The 16,561-nt window shown below is 63.6% G+C and carries 25 protein-coding genes; 23 read left to right on the top strand and 2 right to left on the bottom strand.

What is annotated here, in order from left to right; translation table 11 throughout:
* Positions 1 to 15 precede the first annotated feature (15 nt).
* The 12 genes from ACJJV2_RS02355 (at position 16) to ACJJV2_RS02410 (ending at position 6,792) form a co-directional block, all read left to right on the top strand.
* Positions 16 to 231 carry a hypothetical protein gene (locus ACJJV2_RS02355; RefSeq protein WP_213115254.1) on the top strand — a complete coding sequence of 72 codons (216 nt, stop codon included), beginning with the start codon at positions 16 to 18 and terminating at the stop codon, positions 229 to 231.
* Entirely contained in the window at positions 228 to 1,127 is a 900-nt protein-coding gene (locus tag ACJJV2_RS02360; RefSeq protein ID WP_405278019.1) for a DnaT-like ssDNA-binding domain-containing protein, read from the top strand. The genes ACJJV2_RS02355 and ACJJV2_RS02360 overlap by 4 nt, the downstream gene beginning before the upstream one ends.
* Positions 1,069 to 1,818 carry a replication protein P gene (locus ACJJV2_RS02365; protein ID WP_405278021.1) on the top strand — a complete coding sequence of 250 codons (750 nt, stop codon included), beginning with the start codon at positions 1,069 to 1,071 and terminating at the stop codon, positions 1,816 to 1,818. The genes ACJJV2_RS02360 and ACJJV2_RS02365 overlap by 59 nt, the downstream gene beginning before the upstream one ends.
* The gene (locus tag ACJJV2_RS02370) at positions 1,805 to 2,161 is read left to right on the top strand and encodes a hypothetical protein (RefSeq protein ID WP_348472182.1); all 357 of its coding nucleotides are present in this window, start codon (positions 1,805 to 1,807) and stop codon (positions 2,159 to 2,161) included. The genes ACJJV2_RS02365 and ACJJV2_RS02370 overlap by 14 nt, the downstream gene beginning before the upstream one ends.
* 178 nt (positions 2,162 to 2,339) lie before the next feature.
* Positions 2,340 to 2,642, top strand: coding sequence for a hypothetical protein (locus ACJJV2_RS02375; protein ID WP_248380725.1), 303 nt, complete (start codon positions 2,340 to 2,342; stop codon positions 2,640 to 2,642).
* Positions 2,639 to 3,175 carry a VRR-NUC domain-containing protein gene (locus ACJJV2_RS02380; RefSeq protein ID WP_405278024.1) on the top strand — a complete coding sequence of 179 codons (537 nt, stop codon included), beginning with the start codon at positions 2,639 to 2,641 and terminating at the stop codon, positions 3,173 to 3,175. The genes ACJJV2_RS02375 and ACJJV2_RS02380 overlap by 4 nt, the downstream gene beginning before the upstream one ends.
* A gap of 25 nt (positions 3,176 to 3,200) precedes the next feature.
* The gene (locus ACJJV2_RS02385; RefSeq protein WP_215824083.1) at positions 3,201 to 3,761 is read left to right on the top strand and encodes a hypothetical protein; all 561 of its coding nucleotides are present in this window, start codon (positions 3,201 to 3,203) and stop codon (positions 3,759 to 3,761) included.
* Between the two features lie 723 nt (positions 3,762 to 4,484).
* On the top strand, positions 4,485 to 5,015 hold the full coding sequence (locus ACJJV2_RS02390) for a glycoside hydrolase family 104 protein (RefSeq protein WP_405278026.1): 531 nt from the start codon (positions 4,485 to 4,487) through the stop codon (positions 5,013 to 5,015).
* Between the two features lie 44 nt (positions 5,016 to 5,059).
* The gene (locus tag ACJJV2_RS02395) at positions 5,060 to 5,413 is read left to right on the top strand and encodes a phage holin, lambda family (RefSeq protein WP_131431534.1); all 354 of its coding nucleotides are present in this window, start codon (positions 5,060 to 5,062) and stop codon (positions 5,411 to 5,413) included.
* A complete protein-coding gene (locus ACJJV2_RS02400) occupies positions 5,401 to 5,826 on the top strand; it encodes a hypothetical protein (protein ID WP_405278029.1) in 426 nt (141 codons plus the stop codon). The genes ACJJV2_RS02395 and ACJJV2_RS02400 overlap by 13 nt, the downstream gene beginning before the upstream one ends.
* Positions 5,816 to 6,037: a hypothetical protein gene (locus tag ACJJV2_RS02405; RefSeq protein ID WP_405278031.1), complete on the top strand. Its 222-nt coding sequence runs from the start codon at positions 5,816 to 5,818 to the stop codon at positions 6,035 to 6,037. Before ACJJV2_RS02400 ends, ACJJV2_RS02405 begins: the two co-directional genes overlap by 11 nt.
* 179 nt (positions 6,038 to 6,216) lie before the next feature.
* Positions 6,217 to 6,792, top strand: a complete 576-nt coding sequence (locus tag ACJJV2_RS02410) for a KilA-N domain-containing protein (RefSeq protein ID WP_405278033.1) — start codon at positions 6,217 to 6,219, stop codon at positions 6,790 to 6,792.
* A 92-nt stretch (positions 6,793 to 6,884) separates the two neighbouring features.
* Here ACJJV2_RS02410 and ACJJV2_RS02415 read toward each other — a convergent pair whose 3' ends face one another.
* Entirely contained in the window at positions 6,885 to 7,076 is a 192-nt protein-coding gene (locus ACJJV2_RS02415) for a DUF2188 domain-containing protein (RefSeq protein ID WP_405278035.1), read from the bottom strand.
* A gap of 109 nt (positions 7,077 to 7,185) precedes the next feature.
* On the opposite strand from ACJJV2_RS02415, the gene ACJJV2_RS02420 reads away from it, so the two are divergent.
* The gene (locus ACJJV2_RS02420) at positions 7,186 to 7,524 is read left to right on the top strand and encodes an HNH endonuclease (RefSeq protein ID WP_405278647.1); all 339 of its coding nucleotides are present in this window, start codon (positions 7,186 to 7,188) and stop codon (positions 7,522 to 7,524) included.
* Between the two features lie 140 nt (positions 7,525 to 7,664).
* On the opposite strand, the gene ACJJV2_RS02425 is transcribed toward ACJJV2_RS02420, so the two are convergent.
* The gene (locus ACJJV2_RS02425; protein WP_405278037.1) at positions 7,665 to 7,886 is read right to left on the bottom strand and encodes a DUF2188 domain-containing protein; all 222 of its coding nucleotides are present in this window, start codon (positions 7,884 to 7,886) and stop codon (positions 7,665 to 7,667) included.
* A gap of 249 nt (positions 7,887 to 8,135) precedes the next feature.
* Between ACJJV2_RS02425 and ACJJV2_RS02430 the strand changes: the two genes are divergently transcribed.
* The 10 genes from ACJJV2_RS02430 (at position 8,136) to ACJJV2_RS02475 (ending at position 16,523) form a co-directional block, all read left to right on the top strand.
* Positions 8,136 to 8,636, top strand: a complete 501-nt coding sequence (locus ACJJV2_RS02430) for a DUF1441 family protein (RefSeq protein WP_405278039.1) — start codon at positions 8,136 to 8,138, stop codon at positions 8,634 to 8,636.
* The gene (locus tag ACJJV2_RS02435; protein WP_405278041.1) at positions 8,629 to 10,692 is read left to right on the top strand and encodes a phage terminase large subunit family protein; all 2,064 of its coding nucleotides are present in this window, start codon (positions 8,629 to 8,631) and stop codon (positions 10,690 to 10,692) included. The genes ACJJV2_RS02430 and ACJJV2_RS02435 overlap by 8 nt, the downstream gene beginning before the upstream one ends.
* Positions 10,693 to 10,723: 31 nt before the next feature.
* Positions 10,724 to 10,963: a phage tail protein gene (locus tag ACJJV2_RS02440; RefSeq protein ID WP_144726147.1), complete on the top strand. Its 240-nt coding sequence runs from the start codon at positions 10,724 to 10,726 to the stop codon at positions 10,961 to 10,963.
* Between the two features lies 1 nt (position 10,964).
* Positions 10,965 to 12,461, top strand: a complete 1,497-nt coding sequence (locus ACJJV2_RS02445) for a phage portal protein (RefSeq protein WP_284727681.1) — start codon at positions 10,965 to 10,967, stop codon at positions 12,459 to 12,461.
* Between the two features lie 9 nt (positions 12,462 to 12,470).
* Entirely contained in the window at positions 12,471 to 13,535 is a 1,065-nt protein-coding gene (locus tag ACJJV2_RS02450; RefSeq protein WP_405278044.1) for a head maturation protease, ClpP-related, read from the top strand.
* Positions 13,536 to 13,556: 21 nt separating this feature from the next.
* Positions 13,557 to 13,973 carry a head decoration protein gene (locus tag ACJJV2_RS02455; protein WP_213114940.1) on the top strand — a complete coding sequence of 139 codons (417 nt, stop codon included), beginning with the start codon at positions 13,557 to 13,559 and terminating at the stop codon, positions 13,971 to 13,973.
* Positions 13,974 to 14,072: 99 nt separating this feature from the next.
* Positions 14,073 to 15,068: a major capsid protein gene (locus tag ACJJV2_RS02460; protein WP_405278046.1), complete on the top strand. Its 996-nt coding sequence runs from the start codon at positions 14,073 to 14,075 to the stop codon at positions 15,066 to 15,068.
* Between the two features lie 4 nt (positions 15,069 to 15,072).
* Positions 15,073 to 15,390: a hypothetical protein gene (locus ACJJV2_RS02465; protein ID WP_405278048.1), complete on the top strand. Its 318-nt coding sequence runs from the start codon at positions 15,073 to 15,075 to the stop codon at positions 15,388 to 15,390.
* A 2-nt stretch (positions 15,391 to 15,392) separates the two neighbouring features.
* Positions 15,393 to 16,001, top strand: coding sequence for a phage tail protein (locus tag ACJJV2_RS02470; protein WP_405278050.1), 609 nt, complete (start codon positions 15,393 to 15,395; stop codon positions 15,999 to 16,001).
* Between the two features lie 27 nt (positions 16,002 to 16,028).
* Positions 16,029 to 16,523 (top strand): hypothetical protein, encoded by a 495-nt coding sequence (locus tag ACJJV2_RS02475; protein WP_405278052.1) that lies wholly within the window; start codon positions 16,029 to 16,031, stop codon positions 16,521 to 16,523.
* Positions 16,524 to 16,561 lie beyond the last annotated feature (38 nt).

Here is a 16,561-nt window from a genome sequence, read left to right on the forward strand (position 1 = left end):
CGCCTTGAGACAGAGATGTCCCGTGCTGGCCGCAAGGTCGCCAAGCTGAAGGAGCTGCTGCCGGACCAGCCGCGCCTCTCCGGCGAATATCACTCGGCCTACGCCACCTGGCACCAGTGCAATGCGTTGCTGGCGGCCCGCCGCGGTGACAAGGACGGCGATCTGGGCAGCATGCAGTGGCATCAGGCCCGCGCTGCCAAGTATCTGACGCTGGCGGGAGGTGAGGCATGAGTCTGCATGCGATGAGTTGGGCGCGTGAGGTGATGCCCGAGATGCCGGAGTCGATCAAGGCGGGCCCGCGTCTGTTGTTGTTGCTGATGGCCGATTACGCGAACGAGCAGGGCGTGTGCTGGCCGTCCGTCCGTCGCTTGGCGGATGAGATGGCCTGCTCACGCAGCACGGTGCAGCGTTCGATTGAGGCGCTGGTGGTGCATGGATTGATGACGGTAGTGGCGCGCAAGACGCCGACCGGCCGCCAGACCTCGAACTTCTACCGCCTCGCCATGGGCGATGATCAGCAGCAACCGCAAGCCGCCGATGAGCCGTCAACGGAAGAGCTCGAGGCGCTGATGGCGGGTAGCGATGAGGGAGAAGTGCCTGCTGAGCCTGCCACCGCACCTGCCCAAGCCGAGCACCCCATCTTCGCCAACGCTGCCCAGCAGGCTGACAACGGCCAGCCGCAAGCGACTGCCGGCGCCCGTCAGGTGCCGATGACGCTGGACTGGCAGCCGGATGCCAGCCACTGGCAGACAGAGACGGTGCGCCGGGGCGATCCATCCCTGACGTGGGATCAGGGCGAGCTGGCGGACTTCACCGCGCACTTCGCGGATCAGCCGGGCCGGAGGCACTCGCATCATGCCTGGTGCGCCAAGTTCGCGGGCTGGGTGAGTGAGAACCGCAAGCGACAGTCGGCCCGCCAGGCCCGCATCAGTCAGAACACCAACACCTCATCGAACAACACTGCACGCAACGCTGGAGGCACCCATGGAAGCCGTCGCTCAACTGGTCCAATCCGTAACTCGAAACTCTCAGCCGCTGAAGGGCGTGCACTCATTGAGCAGCGCCGCCGTGAGCAAGCCGAAGGCCAGCCGCCGTCCGGCGACGTCATCGATGGCGAGTGGTTGTGATGACCTGCCACGGTTGAGCCAGAAGGCGGTGGATGCGCTGTTCGATCGCTTGGCTCAGTTGCATGGCGCTCATTGGCATCGCCGCTGCCGTGAGATGGGGTGGGGCACTGAAGAGAATGGCCAGTGGGTGAGCTGTGACGTGGAAGGTGAGTGGCTGGCGGCCCTGAGTCATCTGAGCGCCCAGCACCTGCGCTGTGGCTTGCAGGCCGAGAAGGCCCGCACGGCCAAGTCGCTCCAACAGCGTGGCAACGCCTTCCCGCCGGACAGCGCCATGCAGTTCGCCGAGCTATGCCAGATGACACCCGAGGGGCTGGGCCTGCCGGACTTCGATACCGCCTGGCAGGCATTGCAGGACCACGCCTTCACCGGCAAGCCGTACCCGCATGAGGCCATCGCCGCCGCGGGTGAGCACATGGACCTTCATGGCATGGCCTCTGCCAGCTATCAGCGCATGGACAAGCACGAACGGGCCTTCCGCGTGTACTACCAGCAGGTGGTGGAGCGATACGCCCGGGGTGATGACCTCAAGCCGCAAGCGGCCATTGGGCATGACGGCCAACTGTCACCGGCAGAACGTGCCGCCATGGCGGGGGAGGAGAAGGCCCGCAAGGCGGCGGGTGAACTGGCAGGCATCACACCTGCCCAGGCACTGAAGATGATGCGAGGAGGGTTGGCACATGGCGAATCATGAGAATCAGGCAATCACCACGGGTATTGGCAGCAAGCCTACTGGTGCGACTCGTCCGCGCCGCGCGTCGCTGGACAATCCAGCTTGCCAGCTAGGGCGGACGTATCTGGCACTCAGTGAATCGCGCTCGTGGCTGATGCTGCATGAGCTGGCTGCCGAGATCCGCAAGCGCTTCGATCGGTTGGATAGTGAGGCAGCCATCAGTGCCCGCCTGCGAGATCTGCGTCGCCAGCATGGGTTGATCGTGGAGAGCCGCCGGCGTGGAGACAGTGCTGCGCATGAATACCGCCTGATCCGCTTGGCGCCAGCAAGACGTCAGACGGATGTGTTGGGGATATTGCAGTGAGCTATCGCCCCGCCGGCAGCTTCAAGCGCCCGAATCGTTCAGCCCTGCGTCGCTGCTTTGCCTGCGGTAGGCGAGTGTCTGTCCATCAGCTGGCGGCGTGCCTGGGGACGTGTAAGCGCTGCATCGCCCTGGGCGCTCCCCGCTTCAATGCCAATGGTGAGCGACTGAGGGGGCAAGCGTGACAGAGACCACACCCAAGCCCGCTGGCGGTCCACTATCCCGCAAGGCCGCGATGCTATGCCAGGCCGAGGGGTTCCATCGCTATCTGGATCAGGCGCGCCGGGCTCGACACGGCATCGACACCAACGTGCTGCCGGATGGTACGCACAAGGAGGAAGACGCGGTGGACTTCATTCGCACGGCCTGCGGGGTGAAGAGTCGGGCCGAGATCGATCATGAGCCGAGGGCGGCGCACATGCTGCGCCGGATCATCACCAACTATCGCCGCTGGCAATCCAATCAGGTGAGGGCATCGTCATGAGCTGGGCAGCACATCCTTCCGCCAAGGTGGCGGCCCGCAAGTCGCCGAACCGTACCGCCGGCCAAGCCCGCAAGTCGGCGCCACGCATCGACCGTGAAGGGTTGGAGCAGAAGGTGCTGATTCGCTGGCTGTACGCACAGCAGCAGAATGGCATGCAGGTGGGGCAGTTGCTGGGCGGTGTGGTCTACCACGTCCCCAATGGCGGCCAGCGCAACAAGAAGACGGCGGCAGACCTGAAGATGCAAGGCGTACGGGCTGGGGTGAGCGATCTGGTGGTGGCCACGGCCCGCGGCGGTTATCACGGGCTCTACATCGAGTTCAAAGCGGCGCCACCTCACGATGCTGCCCTGGCGAAGTCTCAGCGTGAGTGGCTGGAGAAGATGGAGGCCAATGGCTATCTGGCAGTGCTGGCCAAAGGCGTGGATGAGGCCAAAGCGGTGCTGGTGGCCTATGTGAGCTGGCCCGAGACGGTGGTGGCCGGTGAGCCAGAAGTGATGCCGCATGGCAGTGAGTGGCGCAAGGCAACGGCATAGGGCTCACGGATCAGGAGGGCAGGACATGCAGCGGATCGAGGATATGGGGCTGGCGGAGACCTTCCGCTTGATCGAGAAGCTGCCGGAGGGCGTGAGGCGCCAGCAGGCGTTGGCGCATGCTCTGGATGAGCTGCTCGAGGAAGAGATCGAGTATCGCACCGGGCTGCGCCATCAGAATGCCGGATGGCATCAGGTGTCATCAGTGGGCGGTATGGGGGAAGGGCGTGGTGAGTGCACGGGCCTGGTGGATCACGTCGGCAAGGCGGCAGAGCGTTATCAGCAGGAAAGCCAGTGGCGGACGATGGCGGCAGCGCTGCTGTCACGCCTGAGTGATCGGCAGCGCATGGCGGTACTGCTGGCGGCCTATGCCATTCCGCCGGTGCAGCATTGCCAGTCGCCGCGCATGATGACCCAATCGCAGGCCGTGTCGGCGCAGGTGGCGATTCTGGCGCGGCTGGGGTGGGTGCCCGGGGCAGTGAAGGTGGCAGAGCCCTTCAGTACTGTGAAGTCGTTGCAAAGAGCGGCCACGAGAGCGCGTGAATCTCTACTGCATATGGTGCTTTCTCAGGCCGAGATGGCCGCCTGACTACCATATGTTGCACAAGCGGGGGTTTGAGGGTACGATTCAGCTACTGTGTGATTCTTGTGTCTCTGGATCACCACTCATTTCAAGGCCCTGCCATCTGGCGGGGCTTTTTGGTTTATATCTCGTTGATAGGTAACTTGGCTCTTCTCCCCGATATGGCTCACCCTCACTGATGGGGGCATTCTGAGCAGGGGATAACATGAATCACATAGACGCTGGACTCGTTGAAAGAGCTAAGGCTGACCCTTCGGAGCTTCTAGCTCTAGGGGCTTTGCTGAATAGAGAGCGAAACCGGGATGAGCTAACCTTCTCGGAGCTACTCGAACGCTATAGACACGTAGGACTGACGAGTGACATAGCAGATTCGGCCTGTCACGAGGAGGAGCTTGCGCGCAGGCTGGAGCAAGCGAGAGGTATCAATCGGACTTTTTCCTTTAAGGACGGCCATGCTCGATGACATCATTTGTGTGACTCATGTGGAGATGGCCAAAGGGGGCGATTTCAGGCCTCTTGGCGAGTCTCTATGCATTGTGTGTGACGACATGGGGATAGACTTGGATGTTGTCATTGAGGAATGTGAATTTACACGGCTCACTCACGAGGTTGCTTTGGCAGCGCTGAAGCACGGTCGTTCCCGCAGACAATATTCGTAGTGTGTTCCATGTGTTTTCCGAGCCCTGCCATCCGGCGGGGCTTTTTCGTATCTGCTTACCGGTGATGCCCATGCCTGCACATGCCCCCGCGCACTGGCTCGATGAGGTCGAGCTGGTGGGCTTCGATGCGCCTATTGATCCGGCGGCTGATGACGCCAGCAATCTGGCGGCCTTCCTGGACACCATTGCCTATGCCGAGGGCACGCCGCGCTTCAGCTCGATTGAGGGCTATGACGTGCTGGTGGGCGGCAAGACCTTCGATGGCTTCGGCGATCATCCCCGCCAGTCGGTGTGGCTGAAGTCGTACAACATCCACAGTACGGCGGCGGGCCGGTACCAGTTCCTGGTAGGGACGTGGGATGACCTGGCCAAGCGCTTCCACCTGCCTGACTTCTCGCCGGCCTCTCAGGATGAGGCGGCCAAGCAGTTGATCCGCCAGTGCCGGGCATTGGGGCTGGTGCATGACGGGCGCATCGCTGAGGCCATCCACGCCTGTCGGCGCATCTGGGCGAGTTTGCCGGGGGCAGGGTACGGGCAGCGTGAGCTTGATACCGATGAGCTGCTGGGCGTGTACGTGCGTGCTGGCGGCCACATCGCATAACGATAACGACGAACTACGCAGGGCCTACCGACTCAGGAGGCCATATGCATGACGACGACCACGAGCCCGCCGATATGCCACACCGCGATCCATCGACATGGCAGATGCTGCTGGAGTGGCTACAGCCGTATCAAGCCAACCTCTATGCAGCGGGTCTGTCATTCGTGATCGCACTGCTGCGCGGCCTGCATGCTGGTGGCCGCTTCTACAAGTCATTGCTCGAGGCGACCCTGGTGGGTGGCCTGACATTGGCGCTCAAGCCGCTGCTGGACTGGGGCGGCTTGGATCAGGACATGGCCGTGGCCATCGGGGCTGCGATCGCTTTCCTCGGTGTCGAGTGGCTGCGTGCCAAGTCTGACGCCATCTTCGATAAGGTGCTGGGACGATGGCTGCACTGATCACGACCGCGTGGGCATGGGGCCGCAAGCTGATATCAGGCGTGAAGATCGAGGTCATCCTGATGGCAGTGGTGCTGGGCTGGGGTGCGATGAAGACCTATGAGGCGACCAAGGCCGAGCAGCATGCCAATGATCTCAAGGCTGAGCTATCCACCGAGAAGGCGGTCAACCGCGGGCTCGAGATGATGGCGCTGCACTACGGCAATCAGATGAAGCGATTGTCCGTCGCATTGGAGGCACGCGAAGCCAGCCGCGTCCTGGATAACCGTTCAATCATGGCTGCCAGGGCAGCTGCACGCCGGATGGAGAGAGACGATGCGCCGACTGGGGATTGGGCTGACCGGCCTGTGCCTGACGCTGCTGCTGAGTGGCTGCAGCGCCTTCGAGAGCAAGCCAGTGGTGATGCCCACTGAGTGGCAGTGCACGCCCGAAGTGCCGAGCTACCTGCTCAATCCACTGCCTGCCCCTGATCGGCCAGTGACATCCAACCGCGATCTGCTCAGCCTGCTGGCCGACTATGAGTCACAGCGCCGTCGCTTCAATGCTGACCGCACGGCGACGGCCTCTATCCTCGAGCGCCTGGCCGATGGCCCTGATAGTGCCGAGCAGACGACTGCCGAGTAACACCGCAAGAATTGAAAAGCCCTGCCTTCCGGCGGGGCTTTTTTGTGGGCGCTTCACCCGCGCCCGGCACTTACCAGAGCCTTTCAGGATAGAGCCTGAGGAGCGCCGATGGCTTCATCGGGCCTCTCTGGGTTGGCGACTCCTGGGTGACAGGCTCTATCTCTAAAAGGCTTCTACCGATGACAAACGTTATCCCGTTCGATTACGAAGGACAGTTCATCCGCTTCAACACGGATGGCTGGATCAATGCCACCGACATTGCCAAGCGCTTTGGGAAGGAGCCGAATGATTGGCTGATGCAGCGTGACAGCATCAGGTATCTAGCCGCCCTTTCTAGAGCTCTTGGTAAAGGTGATCTTCTGCAGGAATTCAATATTATCAAGCAGTTAGATGGCATAAGGTCTGCCTCTAAGGCCAAGATGCTGAGGCTGGCAAAGAAGTCAGGTCTAGTGATCACAAAGGCCGGGAGTGAAGGTGGAACGTGGCTGCATCCTAAATTGGCCGTGGTCTTTGCTCGATGGTTGGATGTCGATTTCGCCGTTTGGTGTGACCTACGCATCGATGCGTTAATGCGCGGTGAGCTGAGCGCTATGCAAGAGTTCGAAAAGGCCTGCCGCGCACTGGATGACCAGAATGCCAAGGGGAGCCTTGCCGGTCGCGAGCTGGCCAGCCATCGATGGATTAAGCCGGCGCTGGAGTCTCGCGCTGACTACTGGCGGCAAGAGCTTCAGATGGCGCTGCCCATCGACCCCTGAGTTCTGGATTGCTTGACAAGGCTGACGAGCGGTCAAGGCACCCCCAGCTTGGGGGTTCCTTGGCGCCCAGAAAGACTCATATATCGCCCCGGTCACAGTACGCGATCTCGCCCAGTGCCCCCGTCGCGGATGATATAGAGCTTGTATCCCTTGATATGGGCGAGAGCCTCTGCGTACTCGCGGGCTTCGGCTTCCTGCTTGAATGTCTTGTGCGGCACATCCTCGAGCTCACGACGTACTGCCCAGCCGTCAGTGCAGCGGTAGAGATATAGCTCGAGCATCATGAATGCCTCCTTTGATCGATGCCCCTGCATGTTCGTGTATGCGCAACTCTCAAGGTAGTAGAGGAGAAGGTCTGTGCCTATCAAGCCGCCGCGACCCTGCAAGGCGCCCATGTGTGGTGGCAAGACGACGGCCTCTCACGGGTACTGTGAAGCGCATGCCGATCGTGCCATCAACTGGGGCAAGAGCAAGCGAGGTGGGCAAGGGCGAGGCGGTCGGCCATGGCGGCGACTGCGAAGCGCGATTCTCAAGCGCGATCGCTACCTCTGCCAGCCATGCGAGCGCATGAATCGCATCACGCCAGCCACCGAAGTCGATCACATCGTGGGTAAGGCTCAGGGCGGCACAGATGCTCCTGACAACCTCGAGGCGATCTGCAAGGTCTGCCACCAAGCCAAGACGGCAAGCGAGGCACTGGCGGCCAGATCAGGAGATTTAGGCAGGCCCTGAGAGGGGGGAGGGGGTGCAATCTCTACCACCTTTGGGGGCGGCCACCGTTCCGTTACGTTTCTTTCTCACACCCGCGAAATTGAAAAATCAACTTCGTACCGAGTGTGAGAAAGATCTTTGGTCGTGATTGCAGGAATTAATCAGCCTTTGGGTGGATATGGGTCGTTCCCATGGCTATCTCGATCTCTGATCTTTCCATCTTTCCCCTGTATCAGGAGCTCAACATGGTCCTTACGGGCTAAACCCCTCCCGTAGTCGATTGCGGCTTGTTGCGTTGTGAAAACTTTAGAGGCAGAGGCTGCTCCCTCCCGTTTCACAGCCCAGCCAGATCCATGGACTACAACCCAAACATTCGCAGGCATCTTTTTCCTCCTTGTGTAGTGATCCCTAATTCAACGTGGTTCAAAAGTTCATCAGATGCCAAAAATCTCGGGTCCTTACCACTATTGGATTAGCAACCACGGGGGCGCAGAGTCGCGGATCTCGGCATTTTTTCGGGTTTCTAGCGTCGGCAGCGGCACCGCGCGCAATCCCGCATAGCTATTGACTTTCGAGGTGCCGATGGTGCCGATGCTCCGGCAGTGACGTGATCAGCAGAGGGTGGCCAGCGCATGGCAGACATCAGCGCACTAAAAGAGGCGTACCACTGGAATATCACGCGCATTGCTGACGCCTTCGGATTACACCGCGACACCGTGCGCAAGCGGCTGCGCGCCGCTGGCGTAGTGCCGGCCGGCCAGCGTGGCAGCACAAGCGTCTATGCCCTGGCGGATGTCGGCCCCGCACTCTACTCCGACATGATCGGGGCCACCGGCGGCGATCCCGATGATCTGCCGCCCCAGGATCGCAAGGCGTGGTATCAGTCCGAAACCGAGCGCGTGAAGCTCGAGCAGCAGCTGCGCCTGCTGGTGCCGGTGGAGGATGCGCACCGCGAGATGAGCCGGCTAGCCAAGGCGGTGGCCAGTGGCCTGGATTCGCTGGCCGACATGCTGGAGCGCGACGCCGGCCTGGCTCCCGAGAGCATCCAGCTGGTGGAGCAGGTGACCGACGCGCTGCGCGAACAGATGTACCAGGCAATAATCGCGGATGATGGAGAGAGCGCCGATGACTAGCACCGCCAGTGCCGCCTCTATCCGGCGCGACGTGGCCGAGCTGATCCGGCCGCCTCGCCGCATCCAGCCCAGCGAGTCAGCGGCCGAGGTCATGAAGGTGGTCAGCGGTGATGGCACCGTGCGCGACTGGAGCGCAGACACCACCCCTTACATGCGCGAGCCGCTGGATTGCATGGGATCGCGGCTATATGACGCCGTGATCTTTGTCGGCCCCGCGCGTACCGGCAAGACTAATGCCCTGGTGGATGGTTATGTCGCGTACAAGATCGAGTGCGACCCAGGCGATGGCCTAATCGTGCAGATCAGTGAGGAGAAGGCCCGCGAGTTCAGCAAAAAACGCATCGACCGCATGCTGGTCAACTCGCCTCGCCTGGTCGGCCGCATGAGTCCGCGCGGCCACGACAACAACGTGCATGACAAAACCTTTCGCGCCGGCAACTACCTGGGCATCAAATGGCCGTCCAAAAACGTCCTTGCCTCGAGCGATTATCAGTTCGTACTGATCACCGATTTTGACCGCCTGCCCGATGACGTGGATGGCGAGGGTAGTGCGTTCCTGCTCGCCAGCAAACGCACCCAGACATTTGGCTCAACCGGCATGACGCTGGCCGAGTCCTCGCCAGGGCGCGAGATCACCGATCCCGACTGGCGGCGACCGGATGATGCCCCGCACATGGCACCGCCCACCACCGGCATTCTGGATCTGTTCAACGCCGGCGACCGGCGGCTCTGGTACTGGCAATGCCCCGAGGCGCACTGCCGGCAGTGGTTCCCGCCGGTGATGGACAATTTCTCGCGGCAGGCGGGGTGCGTGTTCTGCCCGCATTGCGGCACCGAGATCGACCCCGCGGCAAAGCGCCGGCTAAACCTGGCCGGCCGCTGGGTGCCCGAGGGTGCCAAGCTCAATGAAGCCGGCGAGATGATCGGCACCCCGCGGCGCTCGCGTATCGCGTCATTCTGGATGGAGGGGCCGGCCGCGGCCTTCCAGTCCTGGGCGTCGCTGAATGAAAAGCTCCGGCGTGCCGAGGAGACTTACCAGCAGACTGACAGCCAGGAAACGCTCAAAGCGGTGATCAACACCGATTGGGGCCGGCCGTATCTGCGCCGGCGCGCAGCCACGCAACGCTCGAGCGAGCGGCTGGCTGATCGCTCCGAGGATTACCAACGCCGCACCGTGCCCCAGGGCGTGCGCTTCCTGACCGCTGCCGTGGATGTGCAGGGCGGCAAGGATCGCCGCTTTGTCGTGCAAATCCAGGGCTGGGGCGCGCACCGCGAGTGCTGGGTGATCGACCGTTTCAACATCAAGGAGGACCGCGGCCCCGACAATGACCAGGAGCCGCGGCCCATCTCGCCGGCCACCCAGCCAGAGGACTGGGATTTGCTGACCCGTGACGTGCTGCTGCGCAGCTACAAGCTCGAGGACGGCAGCGGCCGCCGCATGCCGGTGGCATCCATCGCGGTGGATACCGGCGGCGAGGGCGAGGGCGAGGAGAGCGTGACCAGCCAGGCGTATGACTGGCACCGCCGGCTGCGCCGCGATGGCCTGCAGTCGCGCGCCTTCCTGGTCAAAGGGTCGAGCACGCGCGGCAGCTCGCGGGTGCGCAAAACATGGCCGGACAACACCGGCCGCAAGTCGCGCCAATCCACTGCGCGCGGTGACGTGCCGCTCTACCTGCTGGGCACCGATCTGCTGAAAGACGCCGTTGCCGCGATGATGGACCGCGATAACGCCGGCGCGGGCTACCTGCACACACCCAGCTGGCTGGGGCGCTGGTGGTATGACGAATTGACGTATGAGATCCGCGACCCCGCGAGCGGCAAATGGCGCAAGCCAGGCAAGCGACCCAATGAGGCGTTTGATCTGTGCGTGTACAACCTGGCGCTGTTCATCCTGATGAAAGGCGAGCGCATCGACTGGAGCGCGCCGCCGCCCTGGGCGGCCGCCTGGGATGACAACGCGCTGATCTCGCAGTCGCCAGCTGCCGCACCCGCTGCCACTCAACCCAAGCCACCGGCCGCGCGCAAGCGCCGGCGGGTGGTCAAGTCGCGCCTATAGGGCGTGGCCGGCAACCTTTGGAGCCTACCCCATGGCATATACCGCTGATGATCTCGCCCGCGTTCGCCAGGCGGTGCTCGACCTGGCCACCGGCCAGCGGGTGACATCGTTTCGCACGGCCAACGGCAAAACGCTGAGCTATGCAGATGCCGACATCGACAAGCTGCGCGAGCTGGAGCGCACCATCGCGGCAGACGTGGCCAGTGCCTCGCATATCGGCCGCCGGCTGAGATCCCGCACCCGCTACACCACGACATCTAAGGGGCTGTGATATGGGCGTGATCAGCACCCTCTCGCGGGGCATGCGCCGCGCCGCCTCGCGGCTGGGGATCAAGGCGAGCGCCTATGAAGGGGCCAGCCAGGGACGGCGTATGGCAGGGCGGGGTGTGACCACCACCGGCCCCAATGCCGCCATTGCTCACTCGCTGCCGCTGCTCAAGTCGCGCTCGCGCCATGCGGTACGCAACAACGCATACGCCAGCGGCGCGCGCGAGAGCTACGTGGCCAACCTGGTGGGCACCGGCATCAGACCCCAGTGGTCAGATCCTGAGATCCAGGCGTTATGGGATCGCTGGGCCGGCGAGGCTGACGCCGATGGCCTGGATAGTTTCTATGGCCTGCAGGCGCTGGCGATTGGCAGCCAGTTCGAGGCCGGCGAGGTGCTGGGGCGTTTCCGCTATCGCCGCATCAGCGATGGCCTGAGCGTCCCGCTGCAGATCCAGGTGATCGAGGCTGACCATCTGGACGCCAGCCACTCCACCACCCTCAGCGGCCGCGTGATCAAAATGGGCATCGAGATGGACGGCATCGGCCAGCGCCGCGCCTACCATCTCTGGCGCTACCACCCTGCCGAGAAGCTGACCGCGCAGATCAATACTCGCGTTCCGGTGCCGGCCGATCAGGTGCTGCACCTGTTCCGGCGCACCCGCCCTGGCCAGCTGCGCGGCGTGCCTGAGCTGACCAGCGTGATCGTGCGGCTTTATGAAATCGACGCCATGCAGGATGCCACCCTCGCGCGCCAGAAACTGGCGCAGCTGTTCGGGGCATTCGTCAAGCGCAAGGCCGATGCCGACCCCGAGGATGAAGGGCCATTCTTTGGCACCCATGGCAGCCATGTCGAGGATGGCGAGGGCGGCGAGGGCATAGACGCCTTCGAGCCTGGCGGCATCCACTACCTCGAGGATGGCGAGGAGGTGACATTCTCCGACCCGCCCGACATTGGCAGCAGCTACACCAACTGGCTGCGCACCGAGATGCACGCGGTGGCGCGCGGTGCCGGCCTGACGCATGAGCAGCTGACCGGCGATCTTCAGGGCGTCAACTATTCCTCGATCCGCGCGGGGCTGCTGGAGTTCCGCCGGCGGGCTGAGATGCTGCAGGCCGATCTGGTGATCCACAAGTGGTGCCGGCCTATCGCGGCCAAGTGGCTCGATACCGCCGTCAGCAGCGGGGCGCTGGTCATTCCCGACTACGCACGCCGCCGCGCGGATCTGCTGGCCATCGACTGGATCGCGCCCAAATGGCAGTGGGTGGACCCCGTGAAGGAGGTCACCGCCGATCTGATGGAGGTGCGCGCCGGCTTCAAGCCTCGCGGCGAGGCGGCAGCAGAGCGCGGCTGGTCGCTCGATCAGCTCGACAAAGAGATCGCGCGCGGCAACGTGAGCGCAGATGACCAGGGGCTGGTGCTCGATTCCGACCCGCGGCGCGTGGCAAAGAACGGCACCGCGCAGGCGAACGACCCAGACCCTGACGCCGACCCCGACCAATGAGGAATCACCATGAAATGGTTTGAAGTACAGGCGGCCGCCGATGGCCGCCACGCTGACGTGTGGATCAATGACCAGATCGGTATCGACTGGTGGAGCGGTGACGGCACCACGGCCAGCGCGTTTATCAACGCCATCGCGTCGCTGGGCGATGTCGAGGCACTGACCGTGCATATCAACTCGCCTGGCGGCGACGTGGCCGATGGCATCGCTATCGCCAACTATCTGCGCGGCCATAAGGCCCAGGTGACCACCCGCGTGGAGGGCATCGCCGCCTCTATCGCCGCGACCATCGCCATGGGCGGGGATCGCCGCGAGATGGCCACCGGCTCGCTGCTGATGATCCACGACCCGTGGACCGTCGCCATGGGCAACGCCACCGAGATGCGCAAGCTCGCGGATGATCTCGACACTATCCGCAATGGCATCGTCGAGCTATTCGTCGCGCGTGCCGGCGAGGCGCGCCGCGTCGAGATTCAGGAGGCGATGCGCGCAGAAACCTGGATGACTGGCGAGGACGCCATGGCGCTGGGGCTGATCGACGCCGTGGAGGCTGACATTAAGGCGGCCGCCTCGATTGGCGATTATTCCCGCGCCCTGGCCGCTGCCGGCCGATCTGCCCAGCATCACCTCGAGCAGCAGCGCGCACCGGCGCAGCCGGCACCGGCACCCAGCGCCATGAGCGCCGCCGATGCCCTGGCGCTGGCCTTCGACATCGAGCCGGCCCAGGCCGAGGCCCGCGCCGCTGAGCTGGGCGATCAGATCCTCGCCTGGCGCGACAAGCCGGCCACCTCGCCGGCACCTGACGCCGCTGCCCTGCAGCGCGAGGCTGTCGCGGCTGAGCGCGAGCGCGTGGTCGCCATCATCGACACCTGCACCACCACCGGCCAGCACCAGCTGATGGCCAAGCTGGTCGCCAGCGACATGCAGACCGACACCGCCCGCGAATACGTTTTCGACGTGGCCGCTGCCTCGAGCACCGGCGTGCATTCCAGCCACTCGCCCGAGGGTGGCCAGCGTGCCGGCATCGACACCCAGGGCATCTATGCCCGCCGCCGCGCTCGCAGCGCATCCTAACCGCACCACCTGGAGAGCATCATGACCCCGATTCAACACACCGAGCCGGCCCGTACCGGCGAGCACGTACTGTCCGAGGCTGCCGGCTCTCGCTCGCGCGAGTCCATTGTGGTCGCGTCAGGCATCCATGCGGCCGGCACCGTGCTGGCCATGACCACTGACGGCACTTTTGTGGCGCATGACCCGACTGCCAGCGATGGCACCGAGATCGCTGCTGGCATCCTCTATGGACCGGCAGATGCCCGCGAGGGGCCGGTGCCGGCCGTCGCGCATGTGCGCGATTGCGAGGTGAATGGCACCGGCGTCACCTGGGCGGCCGACATGACCGATGACCAGCTGGGCGCGATGAATGCCGCGCTCATGGAGTCCGGCATCATCCTGCGCGGTGTCGATATGCCGGCGGGCGTGATCCTCGCTGGTGAGCCAGCCGCCGAATAACTGACCCGCACTTACACCGTCTGATGCGCCGCCCACTGGGCGGCGTTGTCGTTTCTAGCGCACGACCCCGACCGTACCCGACATCTCAAGGAGGGCGACATGCCCGCTGATATTTTCTCCTCTGACATCTTCTCTATCGGCAGCCTGACGGCCTCGATCAACGAAGCCGATTATGTGCCGTCTCGCCTGGGCCAGCTGGGCATCTTTGAAGAAACCGGCATTGCCACTACCACCGCCACCGTCGAGCGTGACGGCGATACCCTGGCGCTGGTGCCGGCAGGCGAGCGTGGCGCGCCGGCGGACCCGCTCAAGCGCAACAAGCGCACCGGCGTCACCTTCAATGCCGTTCACTTGCCGGTGACTGACACCATCCTCGCGGATGAAGTGCAGAATGTCCGCGCCTTCGGCAGCGAGGATCAGCTCGAGGGCGTGCAGCAGGTGGTCGATAAGCGCCTGGGCAAGATGGTGCGCCGCATCGACGCCACCCTCGAGTGGCAGCGCATGGGCGCGCTGAAAGGCAAGATCCTGGATGCTGACGGCACCACCGTGATCACGGATCTCTATAGCGCGTTCGGCATCCAGCAAAAGACTGTGAAAATGGCGCTCAACACCGAGAGCACCGACGTGCAGGCCAAGGCGCTGGACGTGACCGAGCACATTGAGGATTCGCTCAAGATGCAGCCTTACACCAGCGGTCATGCATTCTGTGGGCGCAGATTCTGGCGCAAGCTGATCAGCAACCCGAGCGTGCGCGAGGCGTATATCTACCAGAAAAGCGAGAAGCTGCGCGGCGATGGCCGCGACGCCTTCGAGTTCGGTGGCATCACCTGGGAGCGTGCCGTGGGCAATGTCGCCGGCCAGCCCTTTGTCGCCAGCGGCGAGGCTGTCGTGATCCCGATGGGCGTGCCGGATATGTTCCTCGCGCATTACGCGCCGGCCGATTATGCCGATGCGGTGAATACGATTGGCCTGCCGTTCTATTCCAGCACCGAGCGCCTGCCGCACGGCAAAGGTGTCAGCCTCGAGGCCCAGTCCAACCCGATCATTCTCAACACTCGCCCAGGCGCGTGCATCCGTTTGGTCGAGACGGCATAAGCCAATGAGTATCGACGAGATCGAGGCAGCAGCTAACCGGCTGCTGTTCGGTGTCGGCGGCCTCAGCGTGCCCGCCACCGTTACCCCGCGTGGCGGCGCGCCCATTCCCACCAGCATCATCATCGACCGTGACGCCACCATTACTGACGATTTCGGCATCGTGCTGGAATCGCGCTGTGAGATCGGTGTGCTCACTGAGGAGGTGGGGCGGGTGGATCGGGGCACGCTGATCGACACCGGCAAACCCGATGACCGCTGGACGCTGCTCGAGCCAATTGGCGACGACGGATTCGAGCAGCGCTGGACAGCCTCGAGGTACTGACAATGGCAGCGACAAGCCTGGATCTGCGCGACCTCGAGGGCGTCGCTGACGCCTACCGCTTGGCACCCAAGGCGGCGGCCAAGGCGGCGCAGCTCGCGCTCAATTCTGCCGCGCGGCGTGCCCGCACTCTGGGCAGCGCCGCGATACGCCAGCAGGTGGCGCTATCTGCCGGCTATGTGAATGACAATCTCAAGGTGCGCACCTTCGCCACCTCGACGGATCTCACGACGCGGATTGCGGCCAATCCACGCTCGGTGCTGCTGACACGCTACGGGGCCAAGATCCGTACCGTGAAGGCCAAGGGCCGGCGCGGGCTGACTGGCGATCCCGCTCGCGGGATTCAAGCGGGGCGCAAGGCGGCTGGCACCAAGGGCGTCAAGATCAAGACTGGCGGCGGCACCAAGCGGCTCGCCGGTGCGTTCTGGGTGCGACTGGCCGGATCAGGCCAGTGGGCACCCGTGGTGCGTACTGGCGATGGCCGCAATGACTATCGCGTGTTGTATGGGCCAAGCGTGCTGCAGGTGTGGTCTGACGTGCGCAGCACTGTCGCGCCCCAAGCCGTGCAGCATGCCGCTGATGAGTTCATCAGGCAGTTTGATCGCCTGAGCTGACCCTGCCCCATTCTCTGAGAGGTCACCATGCCCGACTCGCTGGCAGCGCCTGAGCTGCCTATCACGACACAAGCCATGCACGCGCTGCAGGCCAGGCTGGCCAGCATCACGCGCGCCAATGGCTACCACACCGATCTCGGCCTGAGCATCTGGCGGGGATTCTGGATTCTGGCGATGAATGCTCGCCAGCTTGTGCCGATTCTGGCGCTGCAGTCTGACACCGAGCGCCCCAGCAGCACGCGGCAAGATCGCGCCATTCTCAGCGTCGATGCACGCCTGGTGCTGGTGGTCGATGCGTTGCCACGCACTGAGGGAGATGCGACCGCTGGCGAGACGGCAATCGAGGCAGGGCTGGCCGATCTGCGCCGGTGCCTGCTGATGGACCAGGGTGATGATCTGACGCGCGTGCTCAAGCACAACGGCCTGGCCTTGGGCGCGGCCGAGTACGCACTGGCTGAGGATTCCCGCTACGCCCTGGCATCCATGCCAGTGACCATGGAGTGCGTCGAGCACTACACCTGACCGCGAATCACTGCACGACACCTACCACCCCGCATATC

Origin of the sequence: Cobetia sp. Ld8 (assembly GCF_045066615.1) — a bacterium.
Classification (GTDB): Bacteria; Pseudomonadota; Gammaproteobacteria; order Pseudomonadales; family Halomonadaceae; genus Cobetia; species Cobetia amphilecti.

Coding starts and splice junctions, on each gene's coding strand:
- ACJJV2_RS02355 (WP_213115254.1), top strand. CDS start 16: ATGTCCCGTGCTGGCCGCAAGGTCGCCAAGCTGAAGGAGCTGCTGCCG.
- ACJJV2_RS02360 (WP_405278019.1), top strand. CDS start 228: ATGAGTCTGCATGCGATGAGTTGGGCGCGTGAGGTGATGCCCGAGATG.
- ACJJV2_RS02370 (WP_348472182.1), top strand. CDS start 1,805: ATGGCGAATCATGAGAATCAGGCAATCACCACGGGTATTGGCAGCAAG.
- ACJJV2_RS02380 (WP_405278024.1), top strand. CDS start 2,639: ATGAGCTGGGCAGCACATCCTTCCGCCAAGGTGGCGGCCCGCAAGTCG.
- ACJJV2_RS02385 (WP_215824083.1), top strand. CDS start 3,201: ATGCAGCGGATCGAGGATATGGGGCTGGCGGAGACCTTCCGCTTGATC.
- ACJJV2_RS02390 (WP_405278026.1), top strand. CDS start 4,485: ATGCCTGCACATGCCCCCGCGCACTGGCTCGATGAGGTCGAGCTGGTG.
- ACJJV2_RS02395 (WP_131431534.1), top strand. CDS start 5,060: ATGCATGACGACGACCACGAGCCCGCCGATATGCCACACCGCGATCCA.
- ACJJV2_RS02400 (WP_405278029.1), top strand. CDS start 5,401: ATGGCTGCACTGATCACGACCGCGTGGGCATGGGGCCGCAAGCTGATA.
- ACJJV2_RS02405 (WP_405278031.1), top strand. CDS start 5,816: ATGCCCACTGAGTGGCAGTGCACGCCCGAAGTGCCGAGCTACCTGCTC.
- ACJJV2_RS02410 (WP_405278033.1), top strand. CDS start 6,217: ATGACAAACGTTATCCCGTTCGATTACGAAGGACAGTTCATCCGCTTC.
- ACJJV2_RS02415 (WP_405278035.1), bottom strand. CDS start 7,076: ATGATGCTCGAGCTATATCTCTACCGCTGCACTGACGGCTGGGCAGTA.
- ACJJV2_RS02420 (WP_405278647.1), top strand. CDS start 7,186: ATGTGTGGTGGCAAGACGACGGCCTCTCACGGGTACTGTGAAGCGCAT.
- ACJJV2_RS02425 (WP_405278037.1), bottom strand. CDS start 7,886: ATGCCTGCGAATGTTTGGGTTGTAGTCCATGGATCTGGCTGGGCTGTG.
- ACJJV2_RS02430 (WP_405278039.1), top strand. CDS start 8,136: ATGGCAGACATCAGCGCACTAAAAGAGGCGTACCACTGGAATATCACG.
- ACJJV2_RS02435 (WP_405278041.1), top strand. CDS start 8,629: ATGACTAGCACCGCCAGTGCCGCCTCTATCCGGCGCGACGTGGCCGAG.
- ACJJV2_RS02440 (WP_144726147.1), top strand. CDS start 10,724: ATGGCATATACCGCTGATGATCTCGCCCGCGTTCGCCAGGCGGTGCTC.
- ACJJV2_RS02445 (WP_284727681.1), top strand. CDS start 10,965: ATGGGCGTGATCAGCACCCTCTCGCGGGGCATGCGCCGCGCCGCCTCG.
- ACJJV2_RS02450 (WP_405278044.1), top strand. CDS start 12,471: ATGAAATGGTTTGAAGTACAGGCGGCCGCCGATGGCCGCCACGCTGAC.
- ACJJV2_RS02455 (WP_213114940.1), top strand. CDS start 13,557: ATGACCCCGATTCAACACACCGAGCCGGCCCGTACCGGCGAGCACGTA.
- ACJJV2_RS02460 (WP_405278046.1), top strand. CDS start 14,073: ATGCCCGCTGATATTTTCTCCTCTGACATCTTCTCTATCGGCAGCCTG.
- ACJJV2_RS02465 (WP_405278048.1), top strand. CDS start 15,073: ATGAGTATCGACGAGATCGAGGCAGCAGCTAACCGGCTGCTGTTCGGT.
- ACJJV2_RS02470 (WP_405278050.1), top strand. CDS start 15,393: ATGGCAGCGACAAGCCTGGATCTGCGCGACCTCGAGGGCGTCGCTGAC.
- ACJJV2_RS02475 (WP_405278052.1), top strand. CDS start 16,029: ATGCCCGACTCGCTGGCAGCGCCTGAGCTGCCTATCACGACACAAGCC.